Origin of the sequence: Mesorhizobium sp. B1-1-7 (assembly GCF_006442705.1) — a bacterium.
GTDB classification, from domain to species: Bacteria; Pseudomonadota; Alphaproteobacteria; order Rhizobiales; family Rhizobiaceae; genus Mesorhizobium; species Mesorhizobium opportunistum.
Window position 1 is genome coordinate 19,285 of sequence record NZ_VFWQ01000011.1, and the last position, 18,297, is coordinate 37,581.

Consider the following 18,297-nt stretch of genomic DNA (forward strand, 5'->3'; position numbering starts at 1 on the left):
GGGTGATTAGCAAAAGAGAGCTAAGAAACCCTTGAAACAACGCATGGCTTTGGAAGGGCTGGGCCTACTTGTCGAGCGCGGCGAAGTAGGCCTTCTCGATTTCGGCGGCCATGACGTCGGCGCCGAAGCGCGCCCTGAGGCTGGCATCGTCGGGCATCAGCTTGCTGTAGGCGGCGAGATCGGTCAGCGCCTGGCTCATCTTGTCGGCGAGTTCGGTCGGGTCGGGTCGGATCAGGGCAGGGGAGTTTGAACCGAAAATCTCCGGTATGCCGCCGACGGAGGTCGCGATCATCGGTCTTGCCGCGGCAAGCGTTTCCAGCACGATGTAGGGCATGGCTTCGGCCCGCGAGGGAACCACGACGAGCGCCGCCAGCCCAAACGCCTCCCGGGCCGGCATCGGCGGCAGGAAGCGGACATGGCCTTCAAGTCCGAGACGCTTCACCTGTGCGTGGTAGCGCGGCAGGTCGTCGCCGTCGCCCACCATCACCGCGCTCAGCGCGCGGCCGAGCCGGGGTCCGGCGAGGGCGAGGGCATCGATGAAGATGTCGGGTCCCTTGAGGTCCCGCATCATGCCGATATAGAGCAGGTCCGCCGCGTCGGCGCTGGGGACAACCGGCTCGAATTCGGTGGCGCGAAGTCCATTGTAGGCCAGCGTGTTCGGGATCGGCGGCTCGCCGACCTTCCTGCGATAGGTCAGCCGCTCGTAGTCGGAGACGAACAACAGGCAATCGGTGAAGCGCGCCATGATGCGCTCGAGCGCGAAGAACAGCTTTCCGGTGACGGTGCTCTCGTCATAGTGGAGAGAGCCGCCATGCGGCGAATAAAGGCGGGCTACGCGAGACCTTGATACCCGCAACAATGAGCCGAACAGACGGGCATAGGCACCACCTTTGGCGCCATGCCCGTGCAGAACGTTCGGCTGCAATTCCTTGATGATCCTGTAGGTGCGCCGGGCCGAGGCGAGGTCGCCCAGGCCGACATGGCGCTGCATTGGCGTGCGATGGATGCCGAGCGCCAGCACGTCCTTCATCTGCTCGAACAGGCGCTCCTCGAATTCGCCGCCCGTCGTCGAATCGCAGACGATGCCGACCGCATGACCGGCGGCGACCTGGGCTTCGGTCAGGTCGCGCACATGCCGGAAAATTCCTCCAACGGGTGAACGAAAGCAGTGGACGATCCTGAGCTTGTCCGCCACGTGGTGCCAGTCAGAACAGGCGTTCGCGGACGTAGACGGTATCTCCGGGCAGCAGCGGATCCGAGGTGACCACGCGGCCGGTCATCACCTTGCCATTGATGTCGCGGGTGATGTCGACGCTCTCCTGGTTGGCGCGCGGTGTGAAGCCTCCGGCAATGGCGATGGCCTTCTGCACCGTCAGGCCGGGCACATAGGAATACTGGCCGGCGGCGCCCACCTCGCCCATGACGAAGATCGGCCGGTAGCGATCGATCTCGACGGAGACATCGGGATCGCGAAGGTAGCCTTGCCGCAACTTGTCGGCGATCTCCTTTTCCATCTGCTGCGCGGTGTGGCCACGGGCGGGTATGGCGCCGACAAGCGGGAAAGAGAGATAGCCGGACTGGTCGACGCTGTAGGTGTTGGTCAGCCCGTCCTGTTCGAACACCGTGACGCGGACGCGGTCGCCGGCACCGAGACGATAGGGTTGGTCGAGGACCTCGTGGAAGGCCGCCGGTGTCGGCCGGTAGCTGGAGCAGCCGGCAAGCATCGATACGGCAAGCAGCGCGCGAAAGAGGGAAGCAGTGCTTTTCATGACCGGACACGTACCTTCGACTGGCCGCTGCGGCGTTGCAGCAAACATCTGATATCGAGGCTCGTTATCATCCTGTTAGGGTTAATGGCCGGTAAAGGAGCCGGCCGACACCGTCCGCGCCGGCAAGGATTTTGGTATTTTATCGTTTTTTTCTTGCCGCTCGCCAGCAAGTCCTAACGAGAGCTTACCTTGGTCTTAACGGCTGAGTTACCATAGTTGTTTACGGTGCATCCTGACCCAGTTTCGGAGTAGGGATGCATGTCCGTTCAGTCCGCGGCCGCAGATGTCGATGTTGACCTCAAGCAGCTCTTCGCCAGCCTGGCGAGGCGTTGGCTGCGCACAGTGCTTGTCGTTCTGGTGGTGACGGGGCTGGCCTTCGCTTTGGCGTCGCTGGCAACCCGGCACTACAAGGCGGAGACGCAGGTGGAGATCGTGCCGCGCGAATCCGTATACACGCGGCCGGCCAGCAACAACAGCGACACCGACAAGCCGATTCTCGATGAACAGGGCGTCGCCACCCAGGTCCAGATCATTTCCTCCAACGAAATCCTCAAGCAGGTGGCGCAGAAGCTTGGCCTGGAGAAACTGCCCGAGTTCAACGATGCGCTCGACATGTCGCCGCTGAGCCGCCTTTTGGTCCTGGTCGGACTGAAAAGCGATCCGATGGAAATTCCGACGGAAGAGCGCGTGCTCAAGAAAATGCACGAGAAGCTCAACGTCTATGGCGTCGAGAAGACCCGCATCATCGCCATCGAGTTCTCATCGGAAGATCCAAAGCTCGCGGCCGCCATACCCGACGACATTGCTGCCGCCTATATTGCCGGCCAGGGCGCGGCAAAGCTCGAATCGAACAACGCCGCCGCCGACTTCCTGGCGCCGGAGATCGCCGACCTGCAGCGGCAGGTCAAGGATGCCGAGGCGAAGGTCGCGGCCTATCGCGCGCAGTCCGATCTTCTGATGGGCGGCAACAATTCGGTGCTCGCCACCCAGCAGCTTTCGGAATTGTCGAGCGAACTGTCGAAAGTGCGCGCCAATCGCGCCGCAGCCGAAGCGACAGCCGACGGTGTACGCAAAGCGCTGCAGAATGGCGGCTCGCTGGACGCGGTGCCGGAAGTTCTGTCATCCGACCTGATCCAGCGTCTGCGCGAGCGTCAGGTCGAACTGCGCACCAACATCGCCGATCTGTCGACGACGCTGCTCGACAATCATCCGCGCATTCGCGCACTGAAATCGCAGCTGTCCGATCTCGACGCACAGATCCGCAGCGAGGCCCAGAAGGTGATGAAGGGCCTGTTGATGCAGGCCGAGACCGCCAAGGCCCGCGAGAACCAGCTTGTCGCCGACGTCAACACGTTGAAGGCGGCGTCGGCTCAGGCCGGCGAACAGCAGGTCGATCTCGACGCATTGCAGCGCGATGCGGCGGCCAAGCGCCAGCAACTCGAACTCTACCTGACCAACTACCGCGAAGCGGCTTCGCGCCAGGATCGCAAATATCTGCCGGTCGACGCCAGGATCGTCTCGAAGGCCTCGGTGCCTTCGGAAGCCTATTTCCCCAAGATCGGGCCGATCGTCGGCGCGGCCTTCGCGGCCTCGCTGCTGCTGATGGCGGTGCTCACGCTGTTGCAGGAACTCTTTTCGGGCCGCGCCATGCGCCCGGCCAGTGGCGCCCGTTTCGAGCCGATCGATGAGGTGGCGATGCCGGCGACGGCTCGCTCCGAGCCATCCGGCCGCCTGGAACCGCTAATCCCCAGCGAGGCCGCCAACCGTGCCGCCGAGACGCCATGGCCCCCCGAAACGATCTCGGATCCGGAGGCGCGGCCTGCTGCCGAGCCTGTCACCGAGACTGAATCCGTGCCACAGCCCGAGCCTGTTGTGGCGGCGCGGCCGCGCTCGGTGCTTGGCGAGATCGACATCGAGAAGGCGGCTGAAAAGCTGATCGCGAGCGGGGCCGCGCGCGCCATATTCGTTTCGCCCGAAGGCGACGAGGCGGCCGCATCGGCGATCCTGGTGGCGCGCGAGGTTTCCGACGCCGGCCTGCGCGTCCTGCTGCTCGACCTCACCGCCTCGGGCGCCGCCTCGCGGCCGATGCTGGACAGCGGGCTTTTCCCCGGCATCACCGATCTGCTCGCGTCGCAGGCGCAGTTCAGCGACGTGATCCATGCCGATCTCTATTCCGACTGCCACGTCATTCCGGTCGGCACCGCCGATCCGGTCCGCGCCATGCGCGCCGCCGACCGGCTGCCGATCATCATGCAGTCGCTGACCACGGCCTACGATCTGGTGGTGGTCGAATGCGGACCGGCCGACGCACAAGGCATCAGCCGTCTGGGCGGCGATGCCACCGAGGTGTTCCTGTCCATGCTGGAGCCGGACGACGAGGTGGCGCAGGCCGCGGTCAAGCTGATCGAGAACGGCTACCCGGACGTGACGCTGGTGACGCCGCTTGGTCACGAGCCCCCGGGCACCCCGGGACGCCGTTCCGCGGCCTGAAGGAACCGCTGTCCGGAGGCAGGCTCCGGACTATCCCAGTTCGAGCGTCGTCACGCCGAATATCCTGTTGGCGTCGAGCTTCGGCGGCGGGCCTTTGTACATGCGGGTGGTGGTGAAGGTCGGTGAGAAACCCGCCGCGCCGAGTGCCGCGATGAAATCCACCTGGGTGGCCGGTACGTCGATGTTCAGGTCGCCACCCTCGCATATGCTCGCCAGGTCCTCGAGCAATCCGACCGCGGTCTGCATGTCGTCGGCGAAGAGCGGGCCGACCTTGAAGCCGCTGCGGCAGGATCGCGCCACCGCATTGCCAGCCATTCCCCGCGGCGTGATCGCCGCCAGCGCATGGTGCGGCGGCTGCACCCATCGCCGCAGGAAGGAACTCCGGGATGCGGGAAAGCAAAGTGCGTCATAGGCGATGATGTCGGGCATCAGTTGCGACGTCACCATGCGAGGCCGCTCGGCGCCGATGGGCGCGGCTGCGGGGCGCCCGCTGTAGCGGACGGTTTTGTAGGCCGGCGTGAATCCCTTGCTCTGGTAGTTGGCCTGCTGCTCCTCGACGCCATCGAGCCCGATGGTGCGCCCGGCCAGCCGGTCCATGCCCGCGGTCCACACCATCTTGCCGTAACCCTTGCCGCGCATGTCCGGACGGCAGATGTAGAGACCGATGAAACCGAAATCGTGCCCATAGGCCACAGCCGAGATCGCGGCGACCATTTCGTTGCCGACAAAGGCACCGATGAAACCCTCCTGATCCGCTGCCTGGAACATCGCGGCATCTTCAAGGCCGGGATTCCAGCCCTCGGCAGCTGCCCAGTCGACGAGGACGGCCAGTTCTTCAAGCGACAGCGCGCGGATGGTCGGCTTCATGATGCTCATTTCGCAGCGATGATTGCGGTCGAAGGATTTCAGCAGAGATGACCGGTCTTGGCCAGTCGCTTGCATCGGCGCCGCGCTTCGAGGTCGAGGCCTGCCGAAAGCAAGCCCCGGCAAGGCCTAGTTGTCGTCTTCGCGGGGGGCGGGGGCCGGCTGTCCAGCGGCCTTGCGGCGCAGCATCTTGGTCAGCTTCCAGACCATCGGGCTGTTCTTGATAAAAGCCTTCAGCCGCGTGGCCTGGCGAAGCCCCTGTGCCAGCGCGCGGCCCTTCAGCGTCAGCGGGACCAGCACCTCGAAATGCCGGGTTTCGATATCGCACCATAGCCGCTTGTAGGGCTCGTCGCCGACCGAGAAATCATAGACCTCAAAGCCGGTCTCGCAGGCTTCCTGGATGTTGTTGAAGAACAGAAAGTCGCCGGGACTGGTGTGGGCGAGATCGTCCTCGGAGATCGCTCCGAACTCACAGATCACGCGTTTGCCCGAAAAGCTCGATCCCGTGACGGCGCGCAGCCTGCCGGCAACCTCCAGCCCGTGCAGCACGAACGAGGGGTTTTGTTCGGCCAGGGCCTGGCCGAACAATGCCCGGAAGAAAGCGCGCGTGTGGTCGTCGCCGAAGACGTTGGCAATGCCCATTTTGCGGAAGCGGGATTCCTTCATCTCGAAGAAGGCGTCGAGCAGCCTGTGCACCTCTTCCGGTGTGGCGGCCGTGATGCGCCGATGGCTGCCGACGGCCTCGAACTTGCGTGTCTGCGAACGATGCTTCTTGCGTTTGCGCTTGCCGCTCGCCCGCGCCAGCAACGCGTCGAAGCCGCCGTCGAGATCGACGGCCAGCGCAAGGTTGGGGCTGGCAAAATGATCGAACGATGCGAAGGGATTGGCGATGCCGTCGAGATCGGGCAGCAGTCTTTCCAGTGCGATGAGATCGATGTCGGGCCGCGCCCTGGCGATGGCGGCAAGCAACGTCCGGATGGCCGCGACATCCGCCTTGGCCAGCCATTGCGGGTCTGCGGCGGCAAAATTGCCATTGGCGTGTCGGCCGCCCATGAAACGGGCGACCCGGAACGGGCCGCGGCGGGTCACTTCCAGCGCCAACGCCAGGACCGGTTTGCCTCCGAGAGCGAGCGTCGCGACGATCGGATCTGGCCTGACCTGCGTGGCCCAGTTCAGGGTCCATATCGCGCCCTGTGCCGGAGCGCAAAGCGCCGAGCGGCAGAACCCCGCATAGGCCGCGAGCCCCTCGGCGGCGGCAACGCAAACAGACAGCCCGGCGGCATCTTTCGGCAGGGCCCGTGACGAGGCTTCGGTCGCCGTGAGCCGATTGCCGTCAAATGACGCCGATGCGTCAACCATACCTCAATCCTTAGGGCGTATTGATCCCGATTTGGGGTTCGCTCAGGCGTATTCTGTGCTTGGATCAGCCTAGGCGCAAAAGGTGAATGAATGATCGACGGCGGGGAGGCAATCCGGAAACTGGCGCTCAACGTCGCCCGCTATACCGGCCTCGCACCGCTGGCCAGGCCGTTTGTCGGCGGCATCGGCGCCATCCTGATGCTGCACCGCGTGACGGCGACGCCGGAAAAGCCCCACAGCGTCAACCGGCACCTCAACATCTCGCCCAGCTTTCTCGACGCCATGATCGCCGACATGAAGGCGGGCGGCTATGCCTTCGTCTCAATGGACGAGGCGATCGAGCGCATCAAGGCAGGCGGCAAGGGTGGCCGGTTCGCCACCATCACCGCCGACGATGCGTACCGGGACAATTTGACCGAGGCTCTGCCGGTGCTGGAAAAGCACGGCGCGCCGATCACCATCTATGTCGCACCCGGGTTGATCGACGGCACCGCCGATCTGTGGTGGGATGTGGTCGAGGACATCGTCAACGCGTCCGACCGCCTGACCCTGACGACCTCGAACGGCCCGGCGCTTATCGATTGCAAGACCCCCGCCAGGAAACACCAGGCCATCGCCCGGCTGCACACCTACTTCACCACCGAAGTTCGCGAGGAAGATCTGCGGACCGTGCTGCGCGAGCTCGCCAGTGCAAATGGCATCGACGTGGATGCCTCACGCCGGCGCACGCTGATGAACTGGGATGAGATCCGCACCATCGCGGCGCACCCGCTGGTGACGATCGGTGCCCATACCATCAATCACAGCAATCTGAAGCGGCTTTCCGAAGCCGGCGCACGGCACGAGATCGGCGCTGTGAAGGACATGTTGCGGGCTGAGCTTGGCGCCGAGCCCCGTCATTTCGCCTACCCCTATGGCTATGCCAGTGCCGTCGGCTGCCGCGAGGTGGGCTTTGCCCGTGATGCCGGCTATGCCTCCGCCGTGACGACCCGCCACGGCGTGCTGCGCGCCGAGCACGCCGGCTTCCTGCATGCCTTGCCGCGCCTCTCGGTCAATGGCCGCTACCAGAGCCTCGCCCACATCCGCACCATGCTGTCGGGCGTGACGACGCCGCTCGCCAATGCCGGCAAGATGGTCGTGACAATCTGACGGTTTGCCTGGCTAAAGCCAGGCCAAAGCTCAGCGCTTGGCCCGCGGCTCCAGCATCAGCCATTTGATGATGCCCATCGCCGGCAGCACCCAGAGCAGGCCACTGAGCAGGAAGAACAGGAACTGCACCAGCGCGCCGGACTCCGACAGCCGGGCGACCGCGAAGATCGAGGCGACCAGCGCATAGATGATGACCAGTGCCACCAGCAGGAACATTCCGATCAGCTTTTTCAGGCGAATGGGCATGGCTTGGCCTCGTTGATCGCACTCGCTTAAGCCGAACGCGGGGCACGCGCAACCCGCGGCGGACGGCGCGACGGCGTGCCGCGCCGAACGGTCTTGCCAGCACGGGTGCGATGGTCCACCAATCCGCGACCTCAACCTGCCGGGAATAGATCATGGCTGCCATTTCAGCCGCCGCGCCGTACGTGGCCCGCGACCGCGACCTGCACAACCGCGCACTGCTGCGCGGCTGGCTTTATGTCGTGCTTCTGGTTCTGTTCGCGCTGGTGCTGGTCGGGGGCGCCACCCGCCTTACCGAGTCCGGCCTGTCGATCACGCAATGGCAGCCGATCCATGGCGTCATTCCGCCGCTCAACGATGCCGAGTGGCAAGAGGAATTCCAGCGCTACCAGCAGATCCCGCAATACACCGAGCTCAACAAGGGCATGAGCATCGAGGCGTTCAAGTCGATCTTCTGGTGGGAATGGGCACATCGCCTGCTGGCACGCAGCGTCGGCCTGGTCTTTGCCGTGCCGCTGCTGGCCTTCTGGGCGATGCGACGCATCGAGCGCGGCCTTGGGCCCAAGCTGGTCGGGATTCTGCTCCTCGGCGGTTTGCAGGGGGCCATCGGCTGGTGGATGGTGGCCTCGGGCCTGGTCGACCGCGTGTCGGTGAGCCAGTACAGGCTGGCGACGCACCTGACGCTGGCGGCGCTGATCTTCACCGCCACCATGGTCGTGGCGCGTGGATTGGCGCCGCATTCCGAACCCGCCGCCGATCGCTCGACGCGGCGCCTGGCCGGCTTCATCGTACTGTTGGCGCTGATCCAGATCTATCTCGGCGGCCTGGTCGCCGGCCTCGACGCCGGCATGAGCTACAACACCTGGCCGCTGATGGACGGCAGGATCATCCCGGGCGATCTGCTGATCCTCGAGCCGGCATGGCGCAATTTCTTCGAGAGCCCGAAAACGGTTCAGTTCGTCCACCGGCTCGGCGCCTACACGGTCTTCGCCGTCGCGCTCTGGCACATGATCGCGACGCGTCGGCGGCTGCCCGGGTCGACCCATGCGCGCCGCGCGACGCTGCTGTTTGTGCTGGTGCTGGTGCAAGCCTCGATCGGCATCGGCACGCTGCTGATGCAGGTGCCGCTGCATATGGCGCTGACGCACCAGGGTTTTGCGCTGATCGTGCTGGGCTTTGCCGCCGCGCATTGGCGCGGCACCAAGGGTGCTTACCCCCTGCCGCACCAGGTTGCGCTCCGGACCTGATCGCGAGCCGATCGGTCGATCACATCCAGAATTCGTTGGACTGCGTGGTCTTCTCGCCGTCGAATTCCGCCTGGCGCAAGGTGGCGGCGGATGGGGTGGACTGGCTATGGGCTGCCTTGGCAGCCTTGTCGGCGTCGGCAAGCGATTACCGCTCCCGTCCACGGACTTAGAAAGCGGCCCGCACCGTCCGGATCGCCGCGGCTATCGACAGTTCGCGGTTCTCCTCGACCGCGTTGTCGTCCTCGTGATGCCAGGCCGCGGACAGGCAGCCATAGGCGATGGCGTGGTCCAGCATCGCTGCGGGTGTCTGCTTCAGCGTCATGGCAAAGACTTCGGCCATATGCGCGATCCGCTCCGGATCGAGGCAGAGTGCGTCACGATCGAGCGGATTGTAGAACATGTTGGCGGCGTCGAAGCCGGGGTCGCCGAGCACGCCCTTCGGATCGATCGCCAGCCAGCCGCGCGGGCCATGCAGGATGTTCTGGTGGTGCAGGTCGCCGTGGAGCGGCCTGACATTGCGCGGGTCGGCCAGCAATCGATCTGCGATTGCGGCGGCCTCGACATACAGGCTGCCGTGGCCGTTGGCGCGATCGGTTGCGGCTTTCTTGAAAAGGCTGGCGAACCGCTCCCTGAGCGGCTGAAGCTCGGACGGGAAGGAGTGCTTCGATGGCGAGAGCAGCCTTGCCATCATCTCGGCGGCGATTTCGGTGGCGATTTTGTCGCCTTGCTCATCGAGAACCTTGGAAAGCAGTGTTTCGCCGGCAAATTCGAGCAGCATGCTGTGGCCATCGCGACCAAGCAGGCGTACCGCGCCTTCGCCGCGCCGCCAGGCAAGGAAATGCTCGCCGCGCAACTCGTCGGCGACGTCGTCGAAAGGCTTGAGCGCCTTGACGATCGCCGGCGAGCCATCCTCGCGCCGCACCTTCCAGATGCGGCTCGAGAACGTCTCGGCGATGAGTTCTGGCGCGCTGACCTTCCAGCGCGCCGGGAAGGCTGGTGCGTCCATTAATGCATGTCGCTCAAAAGTGGCCCCGAAAGACGACGCGCTTTAGGTCCCGAGCATCAGGTCCATGTTCTGGACGGCAGCACCCGACGCGCCCTTGCCGAGATTGTCGTAGACCGCCAGCAGCAGTGCCTGCGCGCGTTTGTCGTTGGCAAAGACATAGACCTTCATGCGGTTGGTGCCGTTGTAGATCTCCGGATCGATGTCCGGCATGCGCTCCAGATGCGCGTAAGGCGCCACCTCGACCACGCCGCCCTTGATTGCGGCGAAATGGTCGGCAATCGCCGCATGCAGTTCCGCACCGCTCGGCACGTGATCGAGGCCGCCGAGCTGCAGCGGCACCACGGTGATCATGCCTTGGGCGAAATTGCCCACGGCCGGCTGCATGATCGGGTCATGCGACAGCTTCGCATAGGCCCGCAATTCCGGCACGTGCTTGTGCTGCAGGGTGAGGCCGTAGGGCAGGAACTCCGAAGCATCTTCGCCCTTGGCGACATAATCCTCGATCATCGGACGCCCGCCGCCCGAATAGCCCGAAATGCCGTTGACGGTGATCGGGAAATCCGCCGGCAGCAGGCCAGCGGTGACCAGCGGCCGCAGCGTCGCGATCGGTCCTTGCGGCCAGCAGCCGGGGTTGGCGATACGCTTGGCCGAGGCGATCGTCTTCGCCTGATCCCTGTCCATTTCAGCGAAACCATACGCCCAGCCCTCGGCCACGCGATGCGCGGTCGACGCATCGATGACCTTGGTCGTGTCATTGGTGATCAGCGAGACGCTTTCCTTCGCCGCGTCGTCCGGCAGGCACAGGATCGCGATATCGGCGGCATTGAGGAATTCGGCGCGTGCGGCCGTTTCCTTGCGGCGCTCGGCGGGAATGGAAATGATCTCGAGGTCGCCGCGCTCGGCAAGCAGCGCCCGGATCTGCAGGCCGGTGGTGCCGTGCTCGCCGTCGATGAAGATTTTCGGTTTCATTGCCTGATCAAATTCCCTGAGATTTCAAGACTATATGCCGTTACCATGATTCACCGCGGCACCGTTGTGGTTGCCGTTGTTCAGTTCTTCGAGCCGGGCCTTCCGCTCCGCCAGCAGGCCGAGATACTGCATGGCCACCATCGAGCCGGCAATCGCCGTTATATCGGCGTGATCATAGGCCGGCGCAACCTCCACGACATCAGCGCCGACAATATCGACCTGGTTGAGCTGTCGCAGCGTCGACAGGATCTTAGCCGAGGACGGTCCGCCTGCAACCGGCGTGCCCGTGCCCGGTGCATAGGCCGGATCGAGGCAGTCTATGTCGAACGTCAGATACGTCTTCTTGCCGCCGGTGCGGTCGACGATGGCGTAGGCGATGTCGGACGCGCGCATCTCCTCGATTTCGTGGCCATGGAGAATCTTGATGCCGAACGTGTCGGGGGCATGGGTGCGGATGCCGATCTGGATCGACCGGTCGGGATCGATGATGCCTTCCTTGACCGCGCGGCCGACGAAGGAACCGTGGTCGATGCGCTTGCCGTCGTCCTCCCACGTGTCCTGATGCGCGTCGAACTGCACCAGGGCGAGCGGTCCGTGGATTGCGGCATGCGCCTTGAGCAGCGGCCAGGTGACGAAATGGTCGCCGCCAAGCGTCAGCAGGAAGGCGCCCGACTTCAGGATCTTGGCCGCCTCGCGCTCGATCGTGCCCGGCGTCTTCTGGTGGTTGCCCGAGTCGAGCAGGCAATCGCCATAATCGACCACCGCGAGGTGCTCGAACAGGTCGCGCGAAAAGGGATATTGCGGGTCGTTGTCGAGGATCGCCGAGGCACGGCGTATAGCCTGCGGCCCGAAGCGCGCGCCTGGCCGGTTGGTGACGGCGGCATCGAACGGAATGCCCCACACGACCGCATCCGCGCCCTTCACGTCCTTCGTATATTTGCGCCGCATGAACGACAGCGCGCCGGAATAGGTCGGCTCGAACGCAGCGCCTGTTTTGGAGCGGGCGGTGAAGGCATGGTCGATGGTCTTGGTCGCCATTAATGGTCCTCGGTTTTCATCGGGGTGCAACAACTACAGAACCGGCATGGAAGATGCCAGTCACAGCTTGGGGAGACGAAACCGCGCCGCCCGGGTGCCACGGCAAGACAGGATTTGTACCATCATGACGCAAACAGCGTTTCTTAATCCGTCCCGTGCCGTGGTGTCGACCCACGCCGGCACGATCGCCGGCGAACGCTTCCAGGTTCTCGATTCCTGGCGCGGGATCTGCGCGCTGCTGGTGGCGCTGTTTCACTTCCCGACCGCTTCGGTGATCTCGCAGAGCCGTTTCATCGGTTCGTCCTATCTTTTCGTCGACTTCTTCTTCGTGCTTTCCGGCTTCGTCATCGCCAGCAGCTACGCCGATCGCCTGAGCCAGCCGGCACAGGCCGCTCGCTTCGCGCTGGTGCGTTTCGGCCGTATCTATCCCCTGCATCTCACCATGCTTGCGGCCTTTGCCGGGTTCGAACTGCTGCGGCTGATGCTGCCGCAACTGCATGGCGCCGGCGCTGCTCCGTTCACCGGCGGGTTCGACCTGAAAAGCCTGCTTGCCAATCTTCTCCTGCTGCAAGGTGTCGGCTTCGAGGATCGCCTGACCTGGAATGCACCAAGCTGGAGCATTTCGGCGGAGTTCTTCGCCTATCTCCTGTTCGCTGGCGTCGTCTTCATCGCCGGCGCGCGTGCCTGGATATGGTTCGTCGCCGCCGCTGTCACGGCGCCGCTGTTCCTGCTCGGCTTCTCCACGCATCATATGGATGTGTCCTATGATTTCGGCTTCATCCGTTGCCTCTACGGCTTCTCGCTCGGCGCCTCGCTGGCCTGGTTTCAGCATGATTCCATTGCAGCGGCGCGACAGGTTCTCGTCAGCAGCGGCCCGCGGATGAGCTGGACCCTTGCCGAAATCGTCATGGTGGCGGTCATTGCCTTTTTTGTCTCGCTGGCGGGCAGCAATGATTTTGGCATCGCGGCCCCGCTGGTGTTCGCGCTGGCGCTGTTTCTGTTCGCCCACGAAGGCGGCTGGATTTCAGCTCTGCTGAGGGCGCCGTTCATGCTGACGCTCGGCGCGCTGTCCTACTCGATCTACATGGTCCATATCTTCGTCCAGGCGCGGCTGATCAATGTCGCCGGGCTCGTCGAGCGCAAGCTCGGCCTCGGCCTTGTCGGCGACATCGTGCTGCGCGGCCAACCTGCGACCGGTTTCGGTGCCGGTTGGGTCGGGATAGCCGCGATCGTTCTCATGCTCGCTGCCACCGTCGCGCTATCCTGGATCACCTGGCGCTTCGTCGAGATGCCGGCGATGGCATGGTTTCGCCGGCGAGCGAAACGCATCTGACGCACGGCCATTGAGGATTCCGCTAGCCGGCTTCGTTCACCTGGATGTCACGGGCATCGCCTATCCGGATTTCGATCCGGCAAGGAGCGATTCTCGATGCGGACCATCTGGCTGAGCGTTCTGTTTTCCACGGCACTCGCGGCCACCTGCGGCCAGGCCTTGGCCGGTGAGACCCGCGCCGGGCAGATACTCGACCGCTTCGAACACGCCAACCAGTGGCGGGACCACGTCATGGTGGCCGCGCATCGCGCCGGCAGCATGCAGACCGGCAAGACACTCTATGCGGAAAATTCGCTCGCGGCTGTCGAAGGCTCGATCGCCATGGGCGCCGAGATCGTCGAGGTCGACATCAGGCGCTCGAAGGACGGCGAGTTCGTGGTTATGCATGACAGTTGGCTCGACCGCACGACGACCTGCAAGGGCGAGGTGGTGAAATACACGCTGGCCGAACTGAGGACCTGCCGGCTGGTGATCGAGGGTACTCGCGCCGTCACCAACGAAACGGTTTCGACGCTGCGCGAAATGCTGATGGCGACCCGGGACAGGATCCTCATCAACCTCGACAATAAGCTCGAGGTCGGTGACCTCCCAGGCATGATCGCGGTGGCCCGCGATCTCGGGATGGCGGACCAGGTCATCGTCAAGGAGAACCTATGGAACCAGGGCAGGATCACCGCGGCAAAGGCCGCCATGGCTGCGGTCGGCGGCGTCCAGTTTATGCCGATCATCGCCGATGACGCGGTGCATGATGCCGGTTTCGCCGAGACGGTCGACCATGCTTTTGCGCCGCGTGCGATCGAACTGATCAACTGGCGCGCAGGCGCCGAGACGCTGACCGAAACCGGCGGACCGCTGTTCAGCACGCGCATGCGGGCCGCCGCGGTGCGGGGCAACTGGCACATCTGGGCCGACACCTATGCCATCGCTGGCAAGCCGGGCGGCTTCCTGGCCGGCGGCCGTGGCGACGAACTGGCGGTACAGGCCAGCCTGCCGCGCGAAGCCTGGGGTTTTTGGGCCGACCGCGGCGCCACCATCATCCAGACCGACGAACCGAAGGCGGCAATCGGCTGGCTGGCGGCGAACGGCTACCGCGTGCCTTATGCCGATGAGGTACGGCCGGTTGAGGCCGCCAGCACCGCCAGCATCAACTAGGAAAAAATAGGAAATCCGACGCTGGCGCCATCACCCCACCCGGCGCTGCGCGCCGACCTCCCCATCGAGGGGAGGTGGGGCGCCAGGTTTTGGTCGGTCACCAACCCCGACCGTTCCGACACTGCATTGACCGGTGCAAAACACGCCTTCTTCTACCTCCCCTTGATGGGGAGGTCGCGCCGCAGGCGCGGGCGGGCTTCTACCTCCCCTTGATGGGGAGGTCGCGCCGCAGGCGCGGGCGGGGTGACTGCCGAGCCGCAAACAAAAAGGCCACCCGGAGGCGGCCTTTTCGATTGTCCAAACTGCGATGCGCTTAGCGCTTCGAGAACTGGAACGAGCGGCGGGCCTTCGCCTTGCCGTACTTCTTGCGCTCGACGACGCGGCTGTCGCGGGTCAGGAAGCCGCCCTTCTTGAGCACGGCGCGCAGCGCAGGCTCATAGTAGGTCAGCGCCTTGGAGATGCCGTGACGCACAGCACCGGCCTGGCCGGAGAGGCCGCCGCCGACGACAGTGGCGACGATGTCGTACTGGCCCGCACGGTTGGAGGCGATGATCGGCTGGTTGAGGATCATCTGCAGGACCGGGCGCGCGAAATAGGTCGCGAATTCCTTGTCGTTGACGACGATCTTGCCGGAGCCCGGCTTCACCCAGACGCGCGCGATGGCGTTCTTGCGCTTGCCGGTGGCATAGGCGCGGCCCGACTTGTCGAGCTTCTGGACGTGGACGGGTGCCGCGGCCTGCGTATTGGTGTTGCCGGTGGCGGCGCCCAGTTCTGCGAGCGAGGAAAGCTCAGCCATCTTATGCGACCTTCTTGTTCTTGGAATTCAGCTTGGCCACGTCGAGGACTTCTGGCTGCTGGGCGACATGCGGATGCTCGGCACCTGCATAGACGCGCAGGTTCTTCATCTGGCGACGGCCGAGCGGGCCACGCGGCACCATGCGCTCGACGGCCTTCTCGACGACACGCTCGGGGAAACGGCCCTCGAGCAGCTGGCGCGCGGTGCGCTCCTTGATGCCGCCGGGGTGGCCGGTGTGCCAGTAATAGACCTTGTCGGTGAACTTCTTGCCGGTGAACACCACCTTGTCGGCATTGATGACGATGACGTTGTCGCCGTCGTCGACATGCGGGGTGAAGGTCGGCTTGTGCTTGCCGCGAAGATGATTGGCGATGACAGTGGCGAGACGGCCGACGACGAGACCCTCGGCGTCGATCAGGATCCACTTCTTCACCACATCCGCAGGCTTCTGCGAAAAGGTTGTCATGTTTTCTGCTCTCGGTTTGGACCTTCCCCAATCCACAAACGATAAGGAAGGCGTTTCTTGTTGCTTGGATTGGCGAAAAGCACTTGCCCGCCGTCAATAACAAAACGGCGGCCTTTGCGGGCCGCTGCTTCGTGAGGGCTTATAGGGGAGAAGGGTAGCCCTCGTCAAGCATCATAGGCGGTCAACGAAAACGAAAAACCGTTAAATTTCAAGTGTTAAACTATGTGGTATTATTTTACAACACGGCCTACCGCCAAAACGGCCGGTATTTCGCTCACCGCCGGCCACTCGTCACTGCAAGCAGGAGTCTGATGCCGACGGCGACCATAATGGCTCCGGCCAGCCTTCCCTGCCACACGACGAAGCTGCTTCGGCGCGACAGCCAGCCGCCGACCGCGCCGGACGTCAGCGCGACGGCGCCGAGGACAACCATTCCCATCATCTTCATAGTCGTGCCGAGAATGATGAACTGCAACGCCGCTGGACCGGCCCAAGGGTGAACGAATTGCGGCAGCATCGCTAACATGAAGGCAAGCGTCGTCGGATTGGTGAGATTGCAGATCATGCCCTGCCGGAAAGCGGCTGCAGTGCCACCGGTGTTGGCAAACGCAAAGGTACGACTTTCATCCTGCCGGCGCGCCAACAGGAATTTGACCCCGATGGCGATCAGATAGATGGCGCCGACGATTTGGAGAAAGCTGTAAAGAGGCGGCGAGGATGTGATCAGCGTGGCAAGTCCCATCGCAAGTAATGGAATTTGCACGACGCCGGCCGATACGCAGCCTGTCGCGGCCGCCAGCGCGTGGCGCCAGCCCTGTCCGACGCCGCGACTGATCACAAGCATCATATCGGGCCCGACGCCGGAAAGCTGGTAGGCAAGCACGGCGCCGAGAAAGGCAAGGTATGTGGTCAGATCGGGCATGCCGCAAAACGGACGTGTCGATCGGGAGTTCCGGCCAGGATGCCGGATCGGCCTTCTCCGTGTCAGCGTTTCGGCGGGATCGAATAGGTCCCCGTCGCGTGCGCGATCGTGTGTCCGCCCTCGCCGGCGACGATGTCGATGTCGAACACCATCAGGCTCTTTCCCAGCTTCAGGATGCGGCAGTTGCCATCGATCGGTCCTGTCCCGGCCTTGCGGACGAAGTTGATGTTGAGGTTGGTGGTGACCGAGAGTGCATCCGGCCCGGCATGGCTGAGCACGCAGACATAGCCGCCTATGTCGGCCAGCGTGAACAGGGCAGGGCCGGACACCGTGCCGCCCGGACGAAGATGCCGTTCGCCGGCATTGAGCCGCACGATGCAGCCGCCCGGAAAGACGTCGATCGCTTCATAGGCCGCGACTCTTTCGTTAAGCTGCGGAAACTCGGCTTCCATCAGCGCATTCACCTGCTGTGCGTTCAGCACCGGCTTGAGGTTAGTCTGGGCGGGCATGTCGGTCTCTCGTTTTGCGCCGGACCCTGTATGAGCGCAGCCGCCCGTTTCTGGCAACACCTCCGTCCGTCTGGCGCAAGCGATCGGTGTTGGACGAAACCCGATCCGGTATTAGATAGTCAGGCAGCCCGAGCGGAATCGCGGAGACCTTAACATGGCCGAAATCCTTGCCATCAAGCCTGCCGCTGTCGAGGGGCCGGTCGCGACCCGGCTGGACAAGGGCGTGCTGCGCCTCATGCTGGCCAATCCGCCCGCCAACGCCCTGTCGCTGGCGGTGATGGCGGCGCTGACGGCGGAACTCGAACGCGCCAAGGCCGACAAGGCCGTGCGCGTCATCGTGCTGTCGGCGGCAGGCAAGGTGTTCTGCGCCGGCCATGACCTCAAGGAGATGACGGCGCGGCGTGCCGACGCCGATCGCGGCAAGGCCTTCTTCGAAGAGACGTTTGCCGCCTGCGCCACGTTGATGCAGGCGATCGTGCGGCATCCGCTGCCTGTCATCGCCGAGGTCGACGGCCTGGCGACGGCCGCCGGGCTGCAACTGGTCGCCAGTTGCGACCTGGCGATCGCCTCGCATGAAGCGACCTTCTGCACGCCGGGCGTCAACATCGGCCTGTTCTGCTCGACGCCGATGGTGGCGCTGTCGCGCAATGTCTCGCGCAAGCAGGCGATGGAGATGCTCTTGACCGGTGAGACGATCGATGCTGCCACTGCCAAGGACTTCGGCCTGGTCAACCGTGTCGTGCCGCGCGAGTACCTGAATCAGATTGTCACCAAATACGCGCAAACCATTGCTTCCAAATCGTCTTTGGTGGTGAAGACCGGCAAGGAAGCCTTTTACGCCCAGGCCGAGATGGGATTGGCGGACGCCTATGCGCATACCGGCCGCGTCATGGTCGAGAACATGCTGGCGCGCGACGCGCAGGAGGGCATCGGTGCCTTCATCGGCAAGCGCAAGCCGGAATGGATGGACGAGTAAGGGAGACGC

Annotated in this window: 18 protein-coding genes; 6 read left to right on the forward strand and 12 right to left on the reverse strand. The window is 64.1% G+C overall.

Features of this window, described 5'->3' with window-relative positions; genetic code table 11:
- Positions 1-64: 64 nt before the first annotated feature.
- Positions 65-1,195, reverse strand: a complete 1,131-nt coding sequence (locus FJ978_RS19570; protein WP_140573368.1) for a glycosyltransferase — start codon at positions 1,193-1,195, stop codon at positions 65-67.
- Positions 1,196-1,205: 10 nt separating this feature from the next.
- Positions 1,206-1,769: a polysaccharide biosynthesis/export family protein gene (locus FJ978_RS19575; protein ID WP_013532220.1), complete on the reverse strand. Its 564-nt coding sequence runs from the start codon at positions 1,767-1,769 to the stop codon at positions 1,206-1,208.
- Between the two features lie 258 nt (positions 1,770-2,027).
- On the opposite strand from FJ978_RS19575, the gene FJ978_RS19580 reads away from it, so the two are divergent.
- Positions 2,028-4,259, forward strand: coding sequence for an exopolysaccharide transport family protein (locus FJ978_RS19580; RefSeq protein ID WP_140573369.1), 2,232 nt, complete (start codon positions 2,028-2,030; stop codon positions 4,257-4,259).
- A 30-nt stretch (positions 4,260-4,289) separates the two neighbouring features.
- Here FJ978_RS19580 and FJ978_RS19585 read toward each other — a convergent pair whose 3' ends face one another.
- Together FJ978_RS19585 and FJ978_RS19590 are read right to left on the reverse strand one after the other, a co-directional pair.
- On the reverse strand, positions 4,290-5,126 hold the full coding sequence (locus FJ978_RS19585) for a GNAT family N-acetyltransferase (protein ID WP_140573370.1): 837 nt from the start codon (positions 5,124-5,126) through the stop codon (positions 4,290-4,292).
- A gap of 126 nt (positions 5,127-5,252) precedes the next feature.
- A complete protein-coding gene (locus FJ978_RS19590; RefSeq protein ID WP_140573371.1) occupies positions 5,253-6,482 on the reverse strand; it encodes a GNAT family N-acetyltransferase in 1,230 nt (409 codons plus the stop codon).
- A gap of 90 nt (positions 6,483-6,572) precedes the next feature.
- Between FJ978_RS19590 and FJ978_RS19595 the strand changes: the two genes are divergently transcribed.
- Entirely contained in the window at positions 6,573-7,631 is a 1,059-nt protein-coding gene (locus FJ978_RS19595; RefSeq protein ID WP_140573372.1) for a polysaccharide deacetylase family protein, read from the forward strand.
- 30 nt (positions 7,632-7,661) lie between these two features.
- Here FJ978_RS19595 and FJ978_RS19600 read toward each other — a convergent pair whose 3' ends face one another.
- Positions 7,662-7,877: a DUF2842 domain-containing protein gene (locus FJ978_RS19600; RefSeq protein ID WP_013895959.1), complete on the reverse strand. Its 216-nt coding sequence runs from the start codon at positions 7,875-7,877 to the stop codon at positions 7,662-7,664.
- Between the two features lie 152 nt (positions 7,878-8,029).
- Between FJ978_RS19600 and FJ978_RS19605 the strand changes: the two genes are divergently transcribed.
- Entirely contained in the window at positions 8,030-9,121 is a 1,092-nt protein-coding gene (locus FJ978_RS19605) for a COX15/CtaA family protein (RefSeq protein WP_140573373.1), read from the forward strand.
- Between the two features lie 166 nt (positions 9,122-9,287).
- On the opposite strand, the gene FJ978_RS19610 is transcribed toward FJ978_RS19605, so the two are convergent.
- The 3 genes from FJ978_RS19610 to speB are packed head-to-tail and all read right to left on the reverse strand — an operon-like array spanning position 9,288 to position 12,134.
- Positions 9,288-10,127, reverse strand: coding sequence for an aminoglycoside phosphotransferase family protein (locus FJ978_RS19610; protein WP_140573374.1), 840 nt, complete (start codon positions 10,125-10,127; stop codon positions 9,288-9,290).
- Between the two features lie 42 nt (positions 10,128-10,169).
- A complete protein-coding gene (gene argC / locus FJ978_RS19615; protein WP_140573375.1) occupies positions 10,170-11,096 on the reverse strand; it encodes an N-acetyl-gamma-glutamyl-phosphate reductase in 927 nt (308 codons plus the stop codon).
- A gap of 30 nt (positions 11,097-11,126) precedes the next feature.
- Positions 11,127-12,134: an agmatinase gene (speB, locus tag FJ978_RS19620; protein ID WP_140573376.1), complete on the reverse strand. Its 1,008-nt coding sequence runs from the start codon at positions 12,132-12,134 to the stop codon at positions 11,127-11,129.
- Between the two features lie 124 nt (positions 12,135-12,258).
- Here speB and FJ978_RS19625 point away from each other — a divergent pair, with 124 nt between their 5' ends.
- Positions 12,259-13,467 (forward strand): acyltransferase, encoded by a 1,209-nt coding sequence (locus FJ978_RS19625; RefSeq protein WP_140573377.1) that lies wholly within the window; start codon positions 12,259-12,261, stop codon positions 13,465-13,467.
- A 96-nt stretch (positions 13,468-13,563) separates the two neighbouring features.
- Positions 13,564-14,619, forward strand: coding sequence for a glycerophosphodiester phosphodiesterase family protein (locus FJ978_RS19630; RefSeq protein WP_140573378.1), 1,056 nt, complete (start codon positions 13,564-13,566; stop codon positions 14,617-14,619).
- Between the two features lie 313 nt (positions 14,620-14,932).
- On the opposite strand, the gene rpsI is transcribed toward FJ978_RS19630, so the two are convergent.
- The 4 genes from rpsI to FJ978_RS19650 all read right to left on the reverse strand — a co-directional run bounded on the left by rpsI (position 14,933) and on the right by FJ978_RS19650 (position 17,312).
- Positions 14,933-15,415, reverse strand: a complete 483-nt coding sequence (rpsI, locus tag FJ978_RS19635) for a 30S ribosomal protein S9 (protein ID WP_013895952.1) — start codon at positions 15,413-15,415, stop codon at positions 14,933-14,935.
- Position 15,416: 1 nt separating this feature from the next.
- Positions 15,417-15,881 (reverse strand): 50S ribosomal protein L13, encoded by a 465-nt coding sequence (gene rplM, locus FJ978_RS19640; protein ID WP_010915638.1) that lies wholly within the window; start codon positions 15,879-15,881, stop codon positions 15,417-15,419.
- 274 nt (positions 15,882-16,155) lie between these two features.
- Complete coding sequence (locus tag FJ978_RS19645; protein ID WP_140573379.1) at positions 16,156-16,803, reverse strand: LysE family translocator; 648 nt, start codon at positions 16,801-16,803, stop codon at positions 16,156-16,158.
- 62 nt (positions 16,804-16,865) lie between these two features.
- Entirely contained in the window at positions 16,866-17,312 is a 447-nt protein-coding gene (locus FJ978_RS19650; protein WP_140573380.1) for a PaaI family thioesterase, read from the reverse strand.
- Between the two features lie 154 nt (positions 17,313-17,466).
- On the opposite strand from FJ978_RS19650, the gene FJ978_RS19655 reads away from it, so the two are divergent.
- Complete coding sequence (locus FJ978_RS19655; protein WP_140573381.1) at positions 17,467-18,288, forward strand: enoyl-CoA hydratase; 822 nt, start codon at positions 17,467-17,469, stop codon at positions 18,286-18,288.
- Positions 18,289-18,297 lie beyond the last annotated feature (9 nt).

Coding starts and splice junctions, on each gene's coding strand:
- FJ978_RS19655 (WP_140573381.1), top strand. CDS start 17,467: ATGGCCGAAATCCTTGCCATCAAGCCTGCCGCTGTCGAGGGGCCGGTC.
- FJ978_RS19650 (WP_140573380.1), bottom strand. CDS start 17,312: ATGCCCGCCCAGACTAACCTCAAGCCGGTGCTGAACGCACAGCAGGTG.
- FJ978_RS19595 (WP_140573372.1), top strand. CDS start 6,573: ATGATCGACGGCGGGGAGGCAATCCGGAAACTGGCGCTCAACGTCGCC.
- FJ978_RS19580 (WP_140573369.1), top strand. CDS start 2,028: ATGTCCGTTCAGTCCGCGGCCGCAGATGTCGATGTTGACCTCAAGCAG.
- FJ978_RS19610 (WP_140573374.1), bottom strand. CDS start 10,127: ATGGACGCACCAGCCTTCCCGGCGCGCTGGAAGGTCAGCGCGCCAGAA.
- FJ978_RS19590 (WP_140573371.1), bottom strand. CDS start 6,482: ATGGTTGACGCATCGGCGTCATTTGACGGCAATCGGCTCACGGCGACC.
- rpsI (WP_013895952.1), bottom strand. CDS start 15,415: ATGGCTGAGCTTTCCTCGCTCGCAGAACTGGGCGCCGCCACCGGCAAC.
- FJ978_RS19625 (WP_140573377.1), top strand. CDS start 12,259: ATGACGCAAACAGCGTTTCTTAATCCGTCCCGTGCCGTGGTGTCGACC.
- speB (WP_140573376.1), bottom strand. CDS start 12,134: ATGGCGACCAAGACCATCGACCATGCCTTCACCGCCCGCTCCAAAACA.
- FJ978_RS19605 (WP_140573373.1), top strand. CDS start 8,030: ATGGCTGCCATTTCAGCCGCCGCGCCGTACGTGGCCCGCGACCGCGAC.
- FJ978_RS19585 (WP_140573370.1), bottom strand. CDS start 5,126: ATGAAGCCGACCATCCGCGCGCTGTCGCTTGAAGAACTGGCCGTCCTC.
- FJ978_RS19630 (WP_140573378.1), top strand. CDS start 13,564: ATGCGGACCATCTGGCTGAGCGTTCTGTTTTCCACGGCACTCGCGGCC.
- FJ978_RS19645 (WP_140573379.1), bottom strand. CDS start 16,803: ATGCCCGATCTGACCACATACCTTGCCTTTCTCGGCGCCGTGCTTGCC.
- rplM (WP_010915638.1), bottom strand. CDS start 15,881: ATGACAACCTTTTCGCAGAAGCCTGCGGATGTGGTGAAGAAGTGGATC.
- FJ978_RS19600 (WP_013895959.1), bottom strand. CDS start 7,877: ATGCCCATTCGCCTGAAAAAGCTGATCGGAATGTTCCTGCTGGTGGCA.
- FJ978_RS19575 (WP_013532220.1), bottom strand. CDS start 1,769: ATGAAAAGCACTGCTTCCCTCTTTCGCGCGCTGCTTGCCGTATCGATG.
- argC (WP_140573375.1), bottom strand. CDS start 11,096: ATGAAACCGAAAATCTTCATCGACGGCGAGCACGGCACCACCGGCCTG.